Here is a 15957-nt window from a genome sequence, read left to right as displayed (position 1 = left end):
GGGCGCAGCCCGCGCCGCGGTCAAGGCGCGGGGCGTGCCGGGGATTGAACTAGCGGCCGCGGCCTGCTATGCGGCCTTTCTGGCGTCATGCATCTAGAGCGTTGAATGCACAACTTTCTCGACTTCGAAAAGCCGATCGCCGAGCTCGAAGGCAAGATCGAGGAGCTGCGGCACCTTTCCGACAGCGGCGACGTCAACATCGCCGACGAGGTCTCCAAGCTGCAGGGCAAGGCCGACCGGCTGCTGAAGCAGACCTACGCCAAGCTCAGCCCCTGGCAGAAGACCATGGTCGCGCGCCATCCCGACCGGCCGCGCTTCACCGACTACGTCGCCGGGCTGGTCGAGGAGTTCACGCCCCTGGCCGGCGACCGGCTCTACGGCGACGACAAGGCGATCGAGGGCGGCCTCGGGCGCTTCCGCGGCTATTCGGTCATGGTCTTCGGCCACGAGCGCGGCGGCGACACCGGCGACCGCATCGCCCGCAACTTCGGCATGGCGCGGCCAGAGGGCTATCGCAAGGCCCAGCGCCTATTCCACATGGCGGAGCGCTTCAAGGTCCCGGTCATCACCCTGGTCGACACCAAGGGCGCCTATCCCGGCATCGGCGCCGAGGAGCGCGGCCAGGCGGAGGCCATCGCCAAGTCGATCGAGGTCTGCCTGGGCATCGAGGTGCCGCTGGTCTCGGTGATCATCGGCGAGGGCGGCTCCGGCGGCGCCATCGCCATCGCCACCGCCAACAAGGTCCTGATGCTGGAGCACTCGATCTATTCGGTGATCTCGCCCGAAGGCTGCGCCTCGATCCTCTGGCGCAGCGCCGACCAGGCCGAGCAGGCCGCCGAGGCCCTGAAGCTGACCGCCCAGGACCTGGCCGAGCTCGGCGTCATAGACGAGGTCGTCGCCGAGCCCCTGGGCGGCGCCCACCGCGAGAAGGGCAAGACCGTGGAAGCGGTCGGCGACGCCCTGGAACGCGCCCTCCTGTCCCTGATCCACGAGGACGGCCCCGGCCTCAAGGCCCAGCGCCGCAAGAAGTTCCTCGATATGGGCCAGAAGGGGCTGTCCTAGGCGTGTCCCAAGCCGCAGTCCTTCGACTGGTTTAGCGCGAACTTTCGTTTTGTTCTCCTGTCATCCCCGGGCGTGACCCGGGGATCCATCGAGCAAGCGGACCTATGGATGCCCGGATCAAGTCCGGGCATGACAGTGGTGTTTGAGGCGGGCATGACAGCCTTCGAGGACACGACGCTTGTGGCTCAGGGCTGCCGGGACGCTTACCCCTGCGCCAGAATCTGCCTCCGCGGCAGGCCTTCGGCGAAGTCGAAGAAGGCGCGGGCGGCCAGAGAGGGGTTGGCGCTGCGCAGGGCGAGGCCGATGGCGCGGGTCCGGCGCGGCTTGAGGGGGATCGCGGCGACCCCGGCCAGATCCTCGGGCAGGGCCAGCTCGGCGACGATGGAGACGCCCAGGCCGCGGCGCACCAGGCTCAGGATCGAAGACATCTGCTGGATCCGGAAGCGGACGCTGGGCTGGACCCCGGCCTCGGCGAAGAGCGCCTCGACCAGAGGGCCGCTGCCGCCCAGGGTCATGATGAAGGGCTCGGCGCCCAGCTCGCCCGGGGTCAGGGCCGCCTTGCCGGCCAGGGGATGGTCCCGGGGCAGCAGGGCCAGCAGCTGGTCGGTCGCGATGTGGACCGCGTCGAAGTCCTCGTTGGGCAGGACCACGAAGCCGACGTCGACCCGGCGCTCGTGAATCCAGTTCAGCACCTCAGCGTCGATGCCCTCCTCGACGTGGATCGTGATCCCGGGATAGCGCACCTGGAAGCCGGCGATCAGGTTGGGCAGCAGCCGCAGCGAGGCGCTGGCGCCGAAGGAGCCGATGCGCAGGCTGCCCTGGGGCAGGCCGCGGGCGGCGGCGCTCTCCTGGTGGATCAGGCGCGCCAGGGCCAGCAGCTCCTGGATCCGGCCGTGGATGGTCTCGCCGATGTCGGTCAGGGCGAAGTGGGAGCGGCTGCGCTCGATCAGCGGCACGCCGAGCTCCGACTCCAGGCTGGCGATGGCGTGGCTGACCCCGGACTGGGTGATGCCGAGGCGCCGCGCGGCGGCGGTGAAGCTGCCGCGCTCGACCACGGCGCGGAAAATCTCCAGCTGGGTGAGGGTCATGGGCCCAACATGAGTCTTTACTCATTTGAACATAACCTTTGATGGGACTATGCTCAAATTCATTCCGGCGCCGGCAACACCCCGGCGCCGGCCGCGAAGGATAGCGCGGAGCCGTGCCAAGGGTGTTGCACCCGACCGAGTCCAGGCTCCCGAGACTCGAGGACTCTAAGCATGTTTGAACTGACCGCCGAACGTCAGGCCCTCAAGGCCAAGGCGCGCGCGCTGGCGCGCGAGGTCATCGCGCCGCGCGCCGCCGAGATCGACCGGACCGAGGAATACCCCTGGGACGCCGTCGAGGCGATGAAGGAGGCCGGGTTCTTCGGCATGACCATCCCGAGGGCGCAGGGCGGCGCCGGGCTGGGCTACATGGACGCCGTCCTGGTCATCGAGGAGGTCGCCAAGGCCTGCGGGGTCACCGGGCGGATCGCGGTCGAGGCCAACATGGGCGCGATCGGCGCGATCATGACCTACGGCTCCGAGGCGCAGAAGCAGCTCGCGGCGGACCTGGTCCTTGGCGGCGACAAGCCGGCGATCTGCATCACCGAGCCCGACGCCGGCAGCGCCGCGACCGAGATGTCGACCCGCGCCGAGCGCAGGGGCGATCACTACGTCATCAACGGCGGCAAGCACTGGATCACCGGCGGCGGGGTGTCGCGGCTGCACCTGGTCTTCGCCCGCGTCTTCGACGGCGCGGTCGAGCAGGGCATCGGCGGCTTCATCGCCATCCGCGAAGAGGACCAGGGCCTGGTCATCGGCCGGCGCGAGCCGACCATGGGGCTGCGCGGCATCCCCGAGACCGAGGTCTTCTTCCAGGACCTGACGTTGCCCAAGGAGCGCCTGATCCTGCCGCCTGGCGGCCTGGCGCACGGCTTCGGGTCCCTGATGAAGGCCTACAACGCCCAGCGCACCGGCGCGGCGGCGGTCTCCCTCGGCATCGCCACCGGGGCCTACGATCTGGCCCTGGACTACAGCCGCAAGCGCGAGCAGTTCGGCCGGCCGATCTTCGAGTTTCAGGGCCTGCAGTGGATGCTGGCCGACATGTCAACCCAGATCGAGGCGGCCCGGGCGCTGGTCCATAAGGCGGCCGACTGCGACGGCTTTCCCGACGTCCTGGCGGCGGCCCAGGCCAAGGTCTTCGCCTCCGAGATGGCGATCAAGGTCACCAACGACGCCCTGCAGATCTACGGCGCCGCCGGCTATTCGCGCAACAACCCGCTGGAGCGCATGGTGCGCGACGCCCGGATGTTCACCATCGGCGGCGGCACCGCGCAGATCCTGCGCACGGTGATCGCCTCGCGCATCCTGGACCGCAAGCTGCCCCAGACCCGCGACGGCTATCTCAACCTGGAACGCGCGGCGGAGTAGGAAGGGTGATCTCTGCCGATAAAGCTGGCTTGGGACTTCCCCCCCACCCCGACCCTCCCCCACCAGGGGGGAGGGAGTGTGGTCCTGCGTCGGTGAGAGTGAGCCCGAGCCCCGAAACATCGTCCCCTCCCCCCTGGTGGGGGAGGGCCAGGGTGGGGGGGAGTCGCCGCACAAAGTCTTTCCGCGGAGAGATGTCCTGATGCCCACCGCCGCCCAGATCCTCGCCGAGCGCCTGCGCCGGGCGGGTTGCCGCTACGCCTTCGGGATCCCCGGGGGCGAGGTGCTGGCGGTGATGGACGCCCTGGCCGAGGCCGGCATCGCCTTTCACCTGAGCAAGCACGAGAATCCGGCCGGCTTCATGGCCGAGGGGACCCATCACGTGACCGGGGCGCCGGGGATCCTGGTGGCGACCATCGGCCCGGGGGTGGCCAACGCGGTCAACGTCATCGCCAACGCCGAGCAGGACCGGGTGCCGCTGATCGTGCTGACCGGTTGCGTCGATCCGGCCGAGGCCGTGGGCTACACCCACCAGGTCTTCGACCACACGGCGCTGCTGAAGCCGGTCACCAAGGCCAGCTTCACCCTGGCCGACGGCGCGGTCGAGGGCCTGGTCGACAAGGCCCTGGCGATCGCCACCGAGGGCCGGCCCGGGCCGGTCCACATCGACGTGCCGATCAGCCTGGCGACCAAGGACCAGCCTGAACCGCGGCCCTTCCGCCCGGCCCGGCGCGGCGCCATGCGCCCGGACGACGGTGACATCGCTGCTGCCGCCGCCCTGCTGGACAGGGCCGAGCGACCGATCCTGATCACCGGGCTCGAGGTCCTGGCCCAGGGCGCCGAGGCGGCGGTGGCCGACTTCGCCCGGCGCTTCCACGTCCCGGTGATCACCACCTACAAGGCCAAGGGCGTGCTGCCCGAGGACGAGCCCCTGGCCCTCGGCGGTGCCGGGCTCTCGCCCCTGGCCGACAAGCACCTGCTGCCGCTGGTCGAGATGAGCGACCTGATCCTGCTCGCCGGCTACGACCCGATCGAGATGCGCCACGGCTGGTGCCATCCCTGGGACCCGGCCAAGGCCGAGATCGTCGAGTTCACCGCCGCGCCGCACCCCCACGGGGTGCACGAGACCAGCGTCAGCTTCGCCGGCGACATAGGCGCTGGCCTGGCCGCCCTCGGCGCCGCGGCCAAGCCCAACGGCGTCTGGTCCAACGGCGCCCCGGCGGCGGCCAAGGCGGCCCTGGCCGGAGCCTTCCGGGCCGAGGAGGACTGGGGCCCTGCGGCGGTCGTCGACCAGGTGCGCAAGGCCCTGCCGGCCGAGGGCATCGCCACGGTCGACAGCGGCGCCCACCGCATCCTGCTGTCCCAGGTCTGGACCTGCCCCGCGCCGCGGAGCCTGCTGCAGTCCTCCGGGCTCTGCACCATGGGCTGCGCCCTGCCGCTGGCCATGGGCGCCAAGCTGGCGGCGCCCGAGCGGCCCGTGGTGGCCTTCGTCGGCGACGCCGGGCTCGAGATGGTCCTGGGCGAGCTCGCGACCCTGCGCGACATGAGGCTGCCGGTCGTGGTCGTGGTCTTCGTCGACGCCTCCCTGGCCCTGATCGAGCTCAAGCAGCGCAACTCCGGCCTCACCAATCTGGGTGTCGACTTCGGCGCCACGGATTTCGTAAGGGTCGCCGAGGCCCTGGGCGGCCGCGGGGTCGAGGTCGACAACCGCGCGGACCTGGACCGGGCGGTCAGCGAGGGTTTGGCCGCCGAGACTTTCACCGTGGTGGCCGCGGTCATCGGCGCCAAGGCCTACGATGGGAGACTTTGAGGACTGAGCGCTTGGCGGCTCGACACGTCTCCTCTGTCACGGCCGGGCTTGACCCAGCCATCCATGGAGCGGACGGCACAATGGATGCCCGGATCGCGCGAAGCGCCGCGCGGACGCGCTCCGGGCGTGACAATTGATGTAGGACAACGCAGTTGGGCTATGCCTGCCGCAGAAATGAGCGTTAGGAATTGCCTGGACTGCCGTGACCTGCTTCCTGCGGAAACTCCAGCACTCAAATCCCGATAGCGGAGTTGTGATTCAGCGTGCCGTGCAGACCGTCAGATTGGGTTCTAGTTTGAAGTCGTCAGGATGCCTGGCGAAACAGTCGTGGAGCGCTGACCCTTCGGCAGGAATTGCAACCGAAGGATTTCGGGGCCAGTGAAGGAGGCGAGCTTAATGTCCCTGACCGATTGCCGGGGCGTCCCGGTTTCGATTGGCGACCGGAAGGTCATCGACGCCTTCGAGGCGGCGCACGAGGAGTTCCTCTGCTATCGCGGCGATCCCGTCGGCATGATCGACGCGGTGCTGGCGGAGCATCCCGACTTCGTCATGGGCCACTGCTTCAAGGCCGGGCTGCTGACCCAGGCCATGGAGACCCGGATCTACGACGACATGTGCGCCAGCCTGCACGCGGCCGAGGCCCTGGCCGACCAGGCCAACGACCGCGAGCGCGGCCACATCGCCGCGATCCGCGCCTGGTGCGACGGCGACTTCTATGAAGCGGTACGGCGCTGGGAGGCTGTCCTGGTCGAGCATCCGCGCGACCTCCTGGCGCTGCAGCTGGCCCATCTCTCGGACGTGCTGCTCGGCGACGTGACCGACCAGCGTGACGTCGTCGCCCGGGTCTTCCCCGACTGGGACGAGGGCATTCCGGGCTACGGTTACGTCCTCGGGCTCTATTCCTTCGGACTGGAGGAATGCCGCGACTTCTCCCGCGCCGAGGAATACGGCCGCCATGCGGTGGCGATGAACCCGCAGGACGCCTACGCCATCCACGCCGTCGCCCACGTCATGGAGATGAAGGGTCGGCAGCAGGGCGGCATCTGGTGGATGGCCAGCCGCGAGGACGACTGGGCCTACGGCAACTTCGCCAACCATCTCTGGTGGCACCTCTCGCTCTTCCACCTGGACCTGGGGCAATACGACCGGGTCCTGGCGATCTACGACGACAAGCTGCGCAACGACGACCCGACCGGCGACAAGTACGAGGAGCTGGACTCCGCGGCACTGCTCTGGCGGCTCAAGCTGCTCGACGTCGACGTCGGCCAGCGCTGGAAGCGGCTGGCCGACAAGTGGGCGCCGAGCGCGACCGACACGCTCTATGCCTTCAACGACGTCCACGCCATGATCACCTTCGTCTGTGACGGCCGCGACGACCTTGCCGAGGCCGTGCTCAACGCCAACGAGCGCTACGCCCGCCACGCCAACGACGCCAACGTGGCCATGACCCGCACCGTCGGCCTGCCCTTCTGCCGCGCGGCCCAGGCCTTCGCCAAGAGCGACTACGACCAGGTCGTCGAGCTGCTGCTGCCGATCCGCTACCGGACCCATTACCTGGGCGGCAGCCACGCCCAGCGCGACATCATCGCCTGGACCCTGCTGGAGGCGGCGCTGCGCGCCGGGCGGCACAGGCTGGCCCTGTCCCTGGCCAACGAGCGCACTGAGTTGAAGCCGACCAGTCCGCAGAACTGGCGCATGCGCGCCCGGGCGCTGGAGGGCCTGGGGCTCCACAGCGAGGCCGCGCGCACCAACGCCAAGATGCAGTCCCTGATGGTGCACTGACAGCCGCGGCGCTGCCTCGGGCGCGCCGCGGCCGACTCGTCCTGGGCCCGAGTCGTGCGCTCACGGCGGATCCGGCCTTTGACACGCGGCCCACAACAACCATCTCCCATTGGGACGGCGTCGCTAGGCCGCCCCTGATGCCGGCGCCTGATCAGCGAGAACGCGGGAGGCTGGCTGATGCAGGGTATCTTCGCGCTCGAAACCAACGATCCGTCGCTGAAGGCGGCCCTGGTCGGCGAAGAACGCGCCGGCCTGCGCTTCGCCCTCCTGGTGCGCGCCGGCGCCCTCGGCGTCATTGCGATATGGCTCCTGATCTCCGTGCCGTTTCCACGGGTGCTGTACTGGCTGGGGCTCGCTACGCTTTTCCTGGTTTCGGGCCTTATCCCCTACCTGCTGCGCCATCGCCGCGGCTGGCGGATCTGGTTCGCGGTCTTCGCCACGGTGGACGCGGCGGTGCTGGTCACCGCCATGCTGCAGCCCAACCCCTTGGAGCCAAGCGGCTGGCCGATCCAGATGGGCTTCCGCTTCCACAACGTGCTCTACCTCTTCGTGCTCCTGGCCGGCGCGGCGCTCTCCTTCTCGCCGATCCTGGTGATCTGGACCGGCCTTTCGGCGGCCAGCGCCTGGGCCGCCGGCGCCCTGATCATCGCCGGCCGTCCGGAGAGCATTCTCGAATTCCCGCCGCCGACCGGCGATGCCACCGGCGACAGCCTGCGCGCGCTAGAGAACTACCTCGAGCCGACCTACGTCAGCCTGCAGATCATGCAGAACGAGGTGGTGCTGCTGATGGTCACGGCGGCGATGGTCGCGGCCGCGGTCTGGCGGGCCCGCCGCCTGCTGCTGCGTCAGGTCCAGAGCGAGCGCGCGCGCGCCAACTTGTCGCGCTACGTCTCGCCGGATCTCGTCGACAAGCTGGCGCAGGAGGAGGCTCCGATGGCGACCAGCGATCAGCGCAACGTCGCCGTCCTCTTTGTCGACATCATCGGCTTCACGGGCATCGCCGAGAAGTCGACGCCGGAGCGGATCATCGTGATGCTGCGCGGGTTTCACCGGCGCATGGCCGAGGCGGTCTTCGCCTGCGGCGGCACCGTCGACAAGTACGCCGGCGATTCGGTGATGGCGATCTTCGGCGCCCTCGGTGAGGGCCGGGACGACGCCTGCCGGGCGCTGCGCTGCGCCCGTGCCATGCTGGAGGCGGCCGAGGCCTGGAACGCGAAGCGCGCCGCCCGCGGCGCCACGCCGGTGAAGCTCGGGATCGGGATCCACTATGGTCCGGTCGTGGTCGGCAACGTCGGCGAGCAGCGCCACCTGCAGTTCACCGTGATCGGTGACACCGTGAACGTGGCGAGCCGGGTCGAGCGCCTGACCCGCGACCACGATACCTCGGTCCTGGCCAGCGCCGACGTGATCGACGCCGCGCGCCGCGAGGACGGCGTTTCGGCCGACCTGCTGGCGCCCTTCAAGGAGGCCGGGCGGGTCACGGTGCGCGGCCGCCGTGGCGAGATCGGCCTCTGGCGCTTCGATCAGGCCGGAGGGGCGGAGCGGCGGGACGGCGCTTGACGCTTTTCGCTTTGGGTTCGCGCCCGGAAGGCCGCGCCCCGGGGCGCCGGTCTCCGCCCTGCGCCTCCGTCCGTCACGCCGGGGGCGCTGTGCCGGGACCGCGCGCACGCCGGTGACGGCAGGCCCTATCCCTTCTCGGCTCCCGCGGAGGTGGTAAGCTGGGCTTCGACTCAAGTCCGAGCGGCCGCCGCGAGGCCGCGCAACTCTCATGGGAGGACCAAGGCATGGCAGCGAATCCGAGGGTCGCCAGCGAGGTCACGCTGGACAGCTCGTTCCTGGGCAACACAATTCAGGTCTGTGTGGTCACCCGCGACTACCAGCGGACCATGGAGGGCTTGGTCCAGGCCGGCATCGGCCCCTGGCGGGTCTATACCTTCGGGCCCGAGACCGTGACCGAGCTGACCTTCCGCGGCCGGCCGGCGAGCTATTCCATGAAGCTCTGCCTGGCCTTTTCCGGAACCATGATGTGGGAGATCGTCCAGCCCCTGACCGGACCCAACCTCTACGAGGAGTTCCTGGAGCGGCACGGCGAAGGCGTGCACCACGTCGCCGTTGACTGCAACGGCCTGCCCTGGGAGGACCGCCTCGCCGCCTTCGAGGATCGCGGCTTCGCCATGGTCCAGTCCGGCTGGTGGCAGGGCAAAGTGCCCTACGCCTACTTCGAGACCGAGGCGGCGACCACCACGACCATCGAGACCTTCTACATCCCGGAGGACTTCGTCATGCCGGAGCCGGAAGCCTGGTATCCGGCGCCGCCGCCCTCCGCCGACTGAGTGCGGGGATCCCGCAGATCCGGCGGCCAAGCGGTCTGAAGCGGCGGTAGCCGGGAGCAGAGCCTCGCGACGATGCTCGAGCCTCTCCTCCTGTGGCTGATCCCGGTGAGCATCGTCGCCTTTATCGCCTGGTCCAAGGGCCGGTCGGTCCTGCTCTGGCTCATTTTCGCCCTTTGGAGATGGCCGCGCGCCCTGTGGGCCGTCCTCGAAGCCGAGGACCTCAGGTACCCGATCTGGCTGGCATCGGTGAGGAAGCGGCGCTACCGCTGTCCCTTGTGCCGCGAGCCGCTGGAGGGTCCGGCGAAGACCTGTCCGCATTGCCGCCGCGACATTCCCGGCCGCCGCAAAGGCCTGCTGCAGCCCTACAGGCCCGCCAAGGATTTCCTCGACGGTAAATCCGGCGGATCCTAGAGCACGATGATATGAGGTTGAAGCAACCTCATATCTGAATCGTGCTCTGATCTGTTGAAGTAGAGCGGGATTCAGATTTGAAGTCGATTCGACTTCAATTCATCCCGCTCTAGAGCAGGATGCGGCCGTCGGGACCGACACCGGGTTCGATCCGGCAGCGGACGGCCGCTATCGCGGTGAACCGCCGGGCCGGGATGTCCGGAACAGGCCTTGGGGTTGAGACCGTAGGAAAGAAGCCCTGTTGGTCGCCCTAGAGCACGATGATAGGAGGTCGGATCGACCTCATATCTGAATCGTGCTCTAAACTGTTGAAGTAGAGCGGGATTCAGATTTGAAGCCCGTTCGACTTCAAATCATCCCGCCCTAGGCGACCTTGCCGTGGCAGTGCTTGTACTTCTTGCCGCTGCCGCAGGGGCAGGGGGAGTTGCGCGGCACCTTGCCCCAGGTGCTGGGGTCGCTGGGGTTCATCTCCTCGGGCCGGGCGTGGCGGACGGTGCCGATCGGGCCGCCGTGAGTCCCGGTGGCCCGCATCTCGCGCCGCTGGAAGCCGTGCAGGGCCGGGTCCTCGCGGGTCTCGTGCATCTCCGCCGGCGGCCGGGCGATGTTCGGAATCTCGGGCGGCGTCTGGCCGTTGGGCCCGGGCCCTTCGGGCGCCGCTCCATCCGTGGCATCCGGTCGCTGATCCTCCGGCGGGCCGAAGCGGATCTCCAGCATGCTCAAGAGCCTGGTGATGTGCTCGCGCAGCTGCGCCAGCATCTGATGGAACAGCTCGAAGGCCTCCATCTTGTACTCGTTGAGCGGGTTGCGCTGGGCGTAGGCGCGCAGGTAGATCGATTGGCGCAGATAGTCCAGGCCCTGCAGATGCTCCTTCCAGTGCACGTCGAGGAGCTGCAGCAGGAAGCTCTTCTCGGCGTGGCGCATGACCTCGGGGCCGTAGTTGGCGACCTTCTCGGCCATCTTGCGGTCCGAGGCGTTGAGGATGCGCTCCTTGACCTCCTGGTCGGCGATGCCCTCTTCCTTGGCCCAGTCCTCGACCGGCAGGTCGAGGCCCAGCAGCCGGCGGCATTCCTCATGCAGGGTGCCGATCTCCCACTGCTCGGCATAGGCCTTCTCGGGCATGGTCCGGGCGACTAGGTCGTCGATCACCTCGTGGCGCATCTCGGTGACCAGGTCGCTGACGTCGTCGGCGCTCATGATCTCCTTGCGCTGGCTGTAGATCTCCTTGCGCTGGTCGTTCATGACGTCGTCGAAGCGCAGCAGGTTCTTGCGGATCTCGAAGTTGCGCGCCTCGACCTTTTGCTGCGCCTTCTCCAGGGCCTTGTTGACCCAGGGATGGATGATCGCCTCGCCGCGCTCCAGCCCCAGCTTCTTCAGGATTCCGTCCATCCGCTCGGAGCCGAAGATCCGCATCAGGTCGTCTTCCAGTGAGAGGAAGAAGCGCGAGGTCCCGGGATCGCCCTGGCGGCCGGAGCGGCCGCGGAGCTGGTTGTCGATGCGCCGGCTTTCGTGGCGCTCGGTGCCGAGCACGAAGAGCCCGCCGGCGGCCTTGACCACCTCCTGCTTGGCAGCGATGTCGGCCTTGATCTCGTCGATCTTCTTCTGCCGGGCTTCGGGATCCTCGATCGGGTCGGCCTCCTGCCAGATGCGCATCTCCAGGTTGCCGCCGAGCTGGATGTCGGTGCCGCGACCGGCCATGTTGGTCGCGATGGTGACCGCCCCGGGCGAGCCCGCCTCGGCGATGATCTTCGCCTCCTGCTCGTGGTAGCGGGCGTTGAGGACCTGGTGCGGGACCTTCATCTTCTTCAGGTGCCGCGACAGCTCCTCCGACTTCTCGATCGACACCGTGCCGACCAGGACCGGCTGCTGGCGCGTCTGACAGTCCTTCACGGTCTCCAGGATCGCCTCGTACTTCTCCTCGGCGGTCCGGTAGACCTCGTCGTCCTGGTCGTCGCGGACGCAGGGCAGGTGGGTCGGGATCTCGATGACCTCGAGCTTGTAGATGTCGGCGAACTCCTCGGCCTCGGTCATCGCCGTGCCGGTCATGCCCGCGAGCTTGGGAAAGAGCCGGAAATAGTTCTGGAAAGTGATCGAGGCGAGGGTCTGGTTCTCCTGCTGGATCGAGACGCCTTCCTTGGCCTCCAGCGCCTGGTGCTGGCCCTCGGAGTAGCGCCGGCCCTCCATCATCCGCCCGGTGAACTCGTCGATGATGACCACCTTGTCGTCCTTGACGATGTAGTCGGTGTCCCGCTCGAAGAGCTTGTGGGCCCTGAGCGCCTGGTTGACGTGGTGCAGCACCGTGACGTTCTGGATGTCGTAGAGCGAGCCCTCGCTCACCAGCCCGCGGTCCCGGAGCAGTTCCTCGACCCGCTCGACGCCGGCCTCGGTCAGGGTGACCTGCTTGGCCTTCTCGTCTTTCTCGTAGTGCTCGGCCTCCAGCTGCGGGATCACCTTGTCGACCTTCTTGTAGAGGTCCGAGGAGTCCTCGGCGGCGCCCGAGATGATCAGCGGCGTGCGTGCCTCGTCGACCAGGATCGAGTCGACCTCGTCGACGATGGCGAAGTTGAACTCGCGCTGGACCATCTCCTCCAGGCTGAACTTCATGTTGTCGCGCAGATAGTCGAAACCGAACTCGTTGTTGGTGCCGTAGGTGACGTCGGCGTCGTAGGCGGCCTTGCGCTCGTGGTCCATCAGGCCATGGACGATGCAGCCGACTTCCAGGCCCAGGAAACGGTAGATTTGGCCCATCCACTCGGAATCGCGCTTGGCCAGGTAGTCGTTGACCGTGACCACGTGGACGCCCTTGCCGGAGAGCGCATTGAGGTAGACCGGCAGAGTGGCGACCAGGGTCTTGCCCTCGCCGGTCTTCATCTCGGCGATGTTGCCCCGGTGGAGGACGATGCCGCCCATGAGCTGCTCATCGAAGTGGCGCTGCCCGAGGGTGCGCTTGGCGGCCTCGCGCACGGTGGCGAAGGCCTCCGGCAGCAGGTCGTCGGGCGGCTCCCCGCCTCCGATCCTCCGGCGGAAGTCCTCGGTACGGGCCCGCAGCTCGTCGTCGCTCAGGGCCTCGAATTCGGGCTCAAGCGCGTTGATCGCGGTCACCAGGCCGCGCAGGCCCCTCACATAACGCTCGTTGGCGCTCCCGAACAGCCGCTTGGCAAGCCCGCCGATCATGCAACCTCGCAGGAAAACACGGAAAGGGCCCGGCGCGCAGGGCCCGGCACGAAGCCTTTCCAATGACCAATGAACGGGGATCGCGCTGCCCCCGGTTATGGGTGAGAGATAGGCCGCATGGCTTGATAAGTCAACGTCGGCGACCGCCTCGGCCGGTCGGAATCCCAGGGATTTCAAGGCTGGAAGGCCGGAGCGCCCGGACCGCCTCGCCGCCGCACCGGGGGGCTTGTAAGGCGCGCCGGGACATGCCTCAATGGCGGTCTTGGCGCTGCGGTAGGCGGGCTCGGTGCCTTGCGCAGAGATCATTGGGAGAGGACCCCTGCATGACCCAGCTTTCCGTTCGCGCCGCTAGCCTGGCGGTGGCGTTCGCGCTTGCCGCCCCGGCGGCACAGGCGCAGGACCCGGCCGCCGAGGATCCGGTGGTGGCCACGGTAAACGGCGACGAGGTGCTCCGTTCGGAGGTGCTCGAGAGCGCCCAGCAACTGCCGCCGCAGTATCGCGATCAGATCGACCTCGTCTTTCCCATGCTGCTCGACCGGACCATCGACCTCAGGCTCCTCGGGGCCGCTGCGGAGGCCGATGGGCTGGGCGACGATCCGGAGGTGAAGCGCCGCATGGCCGAGATTCGGGTCGCCGTGATGCGCGAGGTCTACGTCGAGCAGCAGGTCGCGGCGCGGATCAGCGACGACATGCTCAAGGCGCGCTACGACGCCTTCGTGGAGGCCAACCCGCCCAAGCCCGAGGTCCACGCCCGCCACATCCTGGTCGAGGAAGAGGCCAAGGCCCGCGAGTTGATCGGCAAGCTGGATGAAGGCGCCGACTTCGCTGAACTGGCCAAGGAGCACTCGATCGGCCCCTCCGGCGCGCAGGGCGGCGACCTCGACTACTTCACCAAGGAGCAGATGGTGCCGGCCTTCGCCGACGCGGCCTTCGCCTTGGACAAGGGCAGCCACAGCGAGGACCCGGTGCAGACCGAGTTCGGCTGGCACGTGATCGAGATCCTGGACCGGCGCGAGCTGCCGCCGCCGGCCTTCGAGGAGGTCGAGCCGCAGCTCTTCGAGGAGCTGTCCCAGGAGGCGGTCCAGGCGATGCTGACCGAGCTCAGGGATGGTGCCGATATCAAGAAGGTCGGAGAGGCGGAGGCCGAGGCCGCGCCCGAAGCCGGTTCGGAGACCGCCCCGGCGCCCAGCCAGTAAGGCGCCGCGGCAGGGGGGAGCGACAGCGATGGCTTTGCCGCGATCGCCCCTGGCGCCCCCGCAGGCTGCGCACCTCCCGGTCCTCGACGGGGTCCGTCTGGCCGCCGCGGCCTGCGAGATCCGCTACAAGGCGCGCAGCGACGTCTGCCTGATCGCGCTCGATCCCGGCACAACGGTGGCCGGGGTCTTGACCCGCTCGCTGACCGCCGCCGCCCCGGTCGACTGGTGCCGCAAGGCCCTGGCCGGGGGCAGCGCCCGGGCCATCGTGGTCAACGCGGGCAACGCCAATGCCTTCACCGGCGCCCGGGGCGAGGCCACGGTCGAGGGCACGGTGGCCAAGGCCGCCGAGATCTTCGGCTGTCCGCCTCGGGAGGTCTTCGTCGCCTCGACCGGGGTGATCGGCGAACCCCTGCCGACCGAGCGCCTGACCGGTGCCCTGGCGGGTCTGGCCGAGGCCCTCGACGGCGATGCCTGGCCGGCCGCGGCCGAGGCGATCATGACCACCGACACCTTCCCCAAGCTCGCCACCCGCCGGACCGAGATCGCCGGCCGGCCGGTCACCCTCAACGGCATCTGCAAGGGCTCGGGCATGATCGCGCCGGACATGGCGACCATGCTCGGCTTCGTCTTCACCGACGCGGCGGTCCCGGCGCCGGTGCTGCAGCGGCTGTTGGGCGAGGCGACCGAGGTCTCCTTCAATTCGATCACCGTCGACGGCGACACCTCGACCAGCGATACGGTCCTGCTCTGCGCCACCGGCAAGGCCGGCAATCCGCCGCCGGCGGACCCGGACGACCCGGTTCTGGCGGGCTTCGCGGCGGCGCTCAAGGACCTCATGGTCGAGCTGGCCCAGCTCATCGTGCGCGACGGCGAGGGCGCGCAGAAATTCGTCACCATCCGGGTCTCCGGCGCCGACTCCCGCGCCGCGGCCCGGCGGATCGGCCTGGCCATCGGCAACTCGCCCCTGGTCAAGACCGCCATCGCCGGCGCCGACGCCAACTGGGGCCGCATCGTCATGGCGGTCGGCAAGGCCGGGGAGCGTGCCGAGCGCGACCGCCTGGCGATCCGCATCGGCGGCTGCCAGGTCACCCGCGACGGCCTGGCGGTGCCCGGCTACGACGAGGCGCCGGTCGCCCGCCACATGCAGGGCCGCGAGATCGATATCGAGGTCGACGTCGGAGTCGGGGATGGCGCGGCGACGGTCTGGACCTGCGACCTGACCCACGGCTACATCGACATCAACGCCGACTACCGAAGCTGAACGCGACCGGACGATCCCATGGAGCCATCGGACCAGGACAGCGCCTGCCTGGCGGCAGAGACCCGCGGCGGGGCGGCGAAGATCGTCCTGGTCGCGGCCGTGGCCCTGATCGACCCGGACGGCCGCGTCCTCCTGGCGCGTCGCCCGGTGAGTAAGTCCATGGCCGGTCTCTGGGAATTTCCTGGCGGCAAGGTCCATTCCGGCGAGACGCCGGAGCAGGCCCTGGTCCGGGAGCTCAAGGAGGAGCTGGACATCGACACCAGCGCGAGCTGCCTGGCCCCGCTGGCCTTCGCCTCGCACGGCTACGAGGACTTCCACCTGCTGATGCCGCTGTTCCTCTGCCGGGTCTGGAAGGGCAGTCCGAAGGCCCTGGAAGGCCAGGAGCTCGCCTGGGTCCGGCCGCTCCGCCTGCGCGACTACCCGATGCCGCCGGCCGACGAGCCCCTGGTCGCCCTCTTGCGCGATTTCCTTTGAAACCGGG

Annotated in this window: 12 protein-coding genes; 10 read left to right on the top strand and 2 right to left on the bottom strand. The window is 68.9% G+C overall.

Translation table 11 applies throughout. The features are described from left to right. Positions 1-105: 105 nt before the first annotated feature. Entirely contained in the window at positions 106-1062 is a 957-nt protein-coding gene (locus QNJ30_25460) for an acetyl-CoA carboxylase carboxyltransferase subunit alpha (GenBank protein ID MDJ0946810.1), read from the top strand. 203 nt (positions 1063-1265) lie between these two features. Here the strand turns inward: QNJ30_25460 and QNJ30_25455 are convergent, their stop codons facing one another. Beyond that, positions 1266-2150 (bottom strand): LysR family transcriptional regulator, encoded by an 885-nt coding sequence (locus QNJ30_25455; GenBank protein MDJ0946809.1) that lies wholly within the window; start codon positions 2148-2150, stop codon positions 1266-1268. A 171-nt stretch (positions 2151-2321) separates the two neighbouring features. Between QNJ30_25455 and QNJ30_25450 the strand changes: the two genes are divergently transcribed. The 6 genes from QNJ30_25450 to QNJ30_25425 all read left to right on the top strand — a co-directional run bounded on the left by QNJ30_25450 (position 2322) and on the right by QNJ30_25425 (position 9848). Next, positions 2322-3515: an acyl-CoA dehydrogenase family protein gene (locus QNJ30_25450; GenBank protein ID MDJ0946808.1), complete on the top strand. Its 1194-nt coding sequence runs from the start codon at positions 2322-2324 to the stop codon at positions 3513-3515. 199 nt (positions 3516-3714) lie between these two features. Next, positions 3715-5322 carry a thiamine pyrophosphate-binding protein gene (locus QNJ30_25445; protein ID MDJ0946807.1) on the top strand — a complete coding sequence of 536 codons (1608 nt, stop codon included), beginning with the start codon at positions 3715-3717 and terminating at the stop codon, positions 5320-5322. 396 nt (positions 5323-5718) lie between these two features. Beyond that, positions 5719-7104 carry a tetratricopeptide repeat protein gene (locus QNJ30_25440; GenBank protein ID MDJ0946806.1) on the top strand — a complete coding sequence of 462 codons (1386 nt, stop codon included), beginning with the start codon at positions 5719-5721 and terminating at the stop codon, positions 7102-7104. Positions 7105-7281: 177 nt separating this feature from the next. Next, entirely contained in the window at positions 7282-8664 is a 1383-nt protein-coding gene (locus QNJ30_25435; protein ID MDJ0946805.1) for an adenylate/guanylate cyclase domain-containing protein, read from the top strand. 224 nt (positions 8665-8888) lie between these two features. Next, entirely contained in the window at positions 8889-9437 is a 549-nt protein-coding gene (locus QNJ30_25430) for a VOC family protein (protein MDJ0946804.1), read from the top strand. Positions 9438-9509: 72 nt separating this feature from the next. Continuing rightward, positions 9510-9848 (top strand): hypothetical protein, encoded by a 339-nt coding sequence (locus QNJ30_25425; GenBank protein MDJ0946803.1) that lies wholly within the window; start codon positions 9510-9512, stop codon positions 9846-9848. A gap of 363 nt (positions 9849-10211) precedes the next feature. Here the strand turns inward: QNJ30_25425 and secA are convergent, their stop codons facing one another. Beyond that, positions 10212-13019: a preprotein translocase subunit SecA gene (gene secA / locus QNJ30_25420; protein ID MDJ0946802.1), complete on the bottom strand. Its 2808-nt coding sequence runs from the start codon at positions 13017-13019 to the stop codon at positions 10212-10214. Positions 13020-13342: 323 nt separating this feature from the next. On the opposite strand from secA, the gene QNJ30_25415 reads away from it, so the two are divergent. The 3 genes from QNJ30_25415 to QNJ30_25405 are packed head-to-tail and all read left to right on the top strand — an operon-like array spanning position 13343 to position 15950. After that, positions 13343-14215 (top strand): peptidylprolyl isomerase, encoded by an 873-nt coding sequence (locus QNJ30_25415; protein ID MDJ0946801.1) that lies wholly within the window; start codon positions 13343-13345, stop codon positions 14213-14215. A gap of 28 nt (positions 14216-14243) precedes the next feature. Beyond that, complete coding sequence (gene argJ / locus QNJ30_25410) at positions 14244-15476, top strand: bifunctional glutamate N-acetyltransferase/amino-acid acetyltransferase ArgJ (GenBank protein ID MDJ0946800.1); 1233 nt, start codon at positions 14244-14246, stop codon at positions 15474-15476. A gap of 18 nt (positions 15477-15494) precedes the next feature. Next, entirely contained in the window at positions 15495-15950 is a 456-nt protein-coding gene (locus tag QNJ30_25405) for a (deoxy)nucleoside triphosphate pyrophosphohydrolase (protein MDJ0946799.1), read from the top strand. Positions 15951-15957: the final 7 nt, after the last annotated feature.

It is taken from the genome of Kiloniellales bacterium, from assembly GCA_030066685.1.
Classification (GTDB): Bacteria; Pseudomonadota; Alphaproteobacteria; order Kiloniellales; family JAKSBE01; genus JAKSBE01.
Note: the sequence above shows the minus strand (reverse complement) of the source record. Positions and strands in the feature narration are given on the sequence as shown.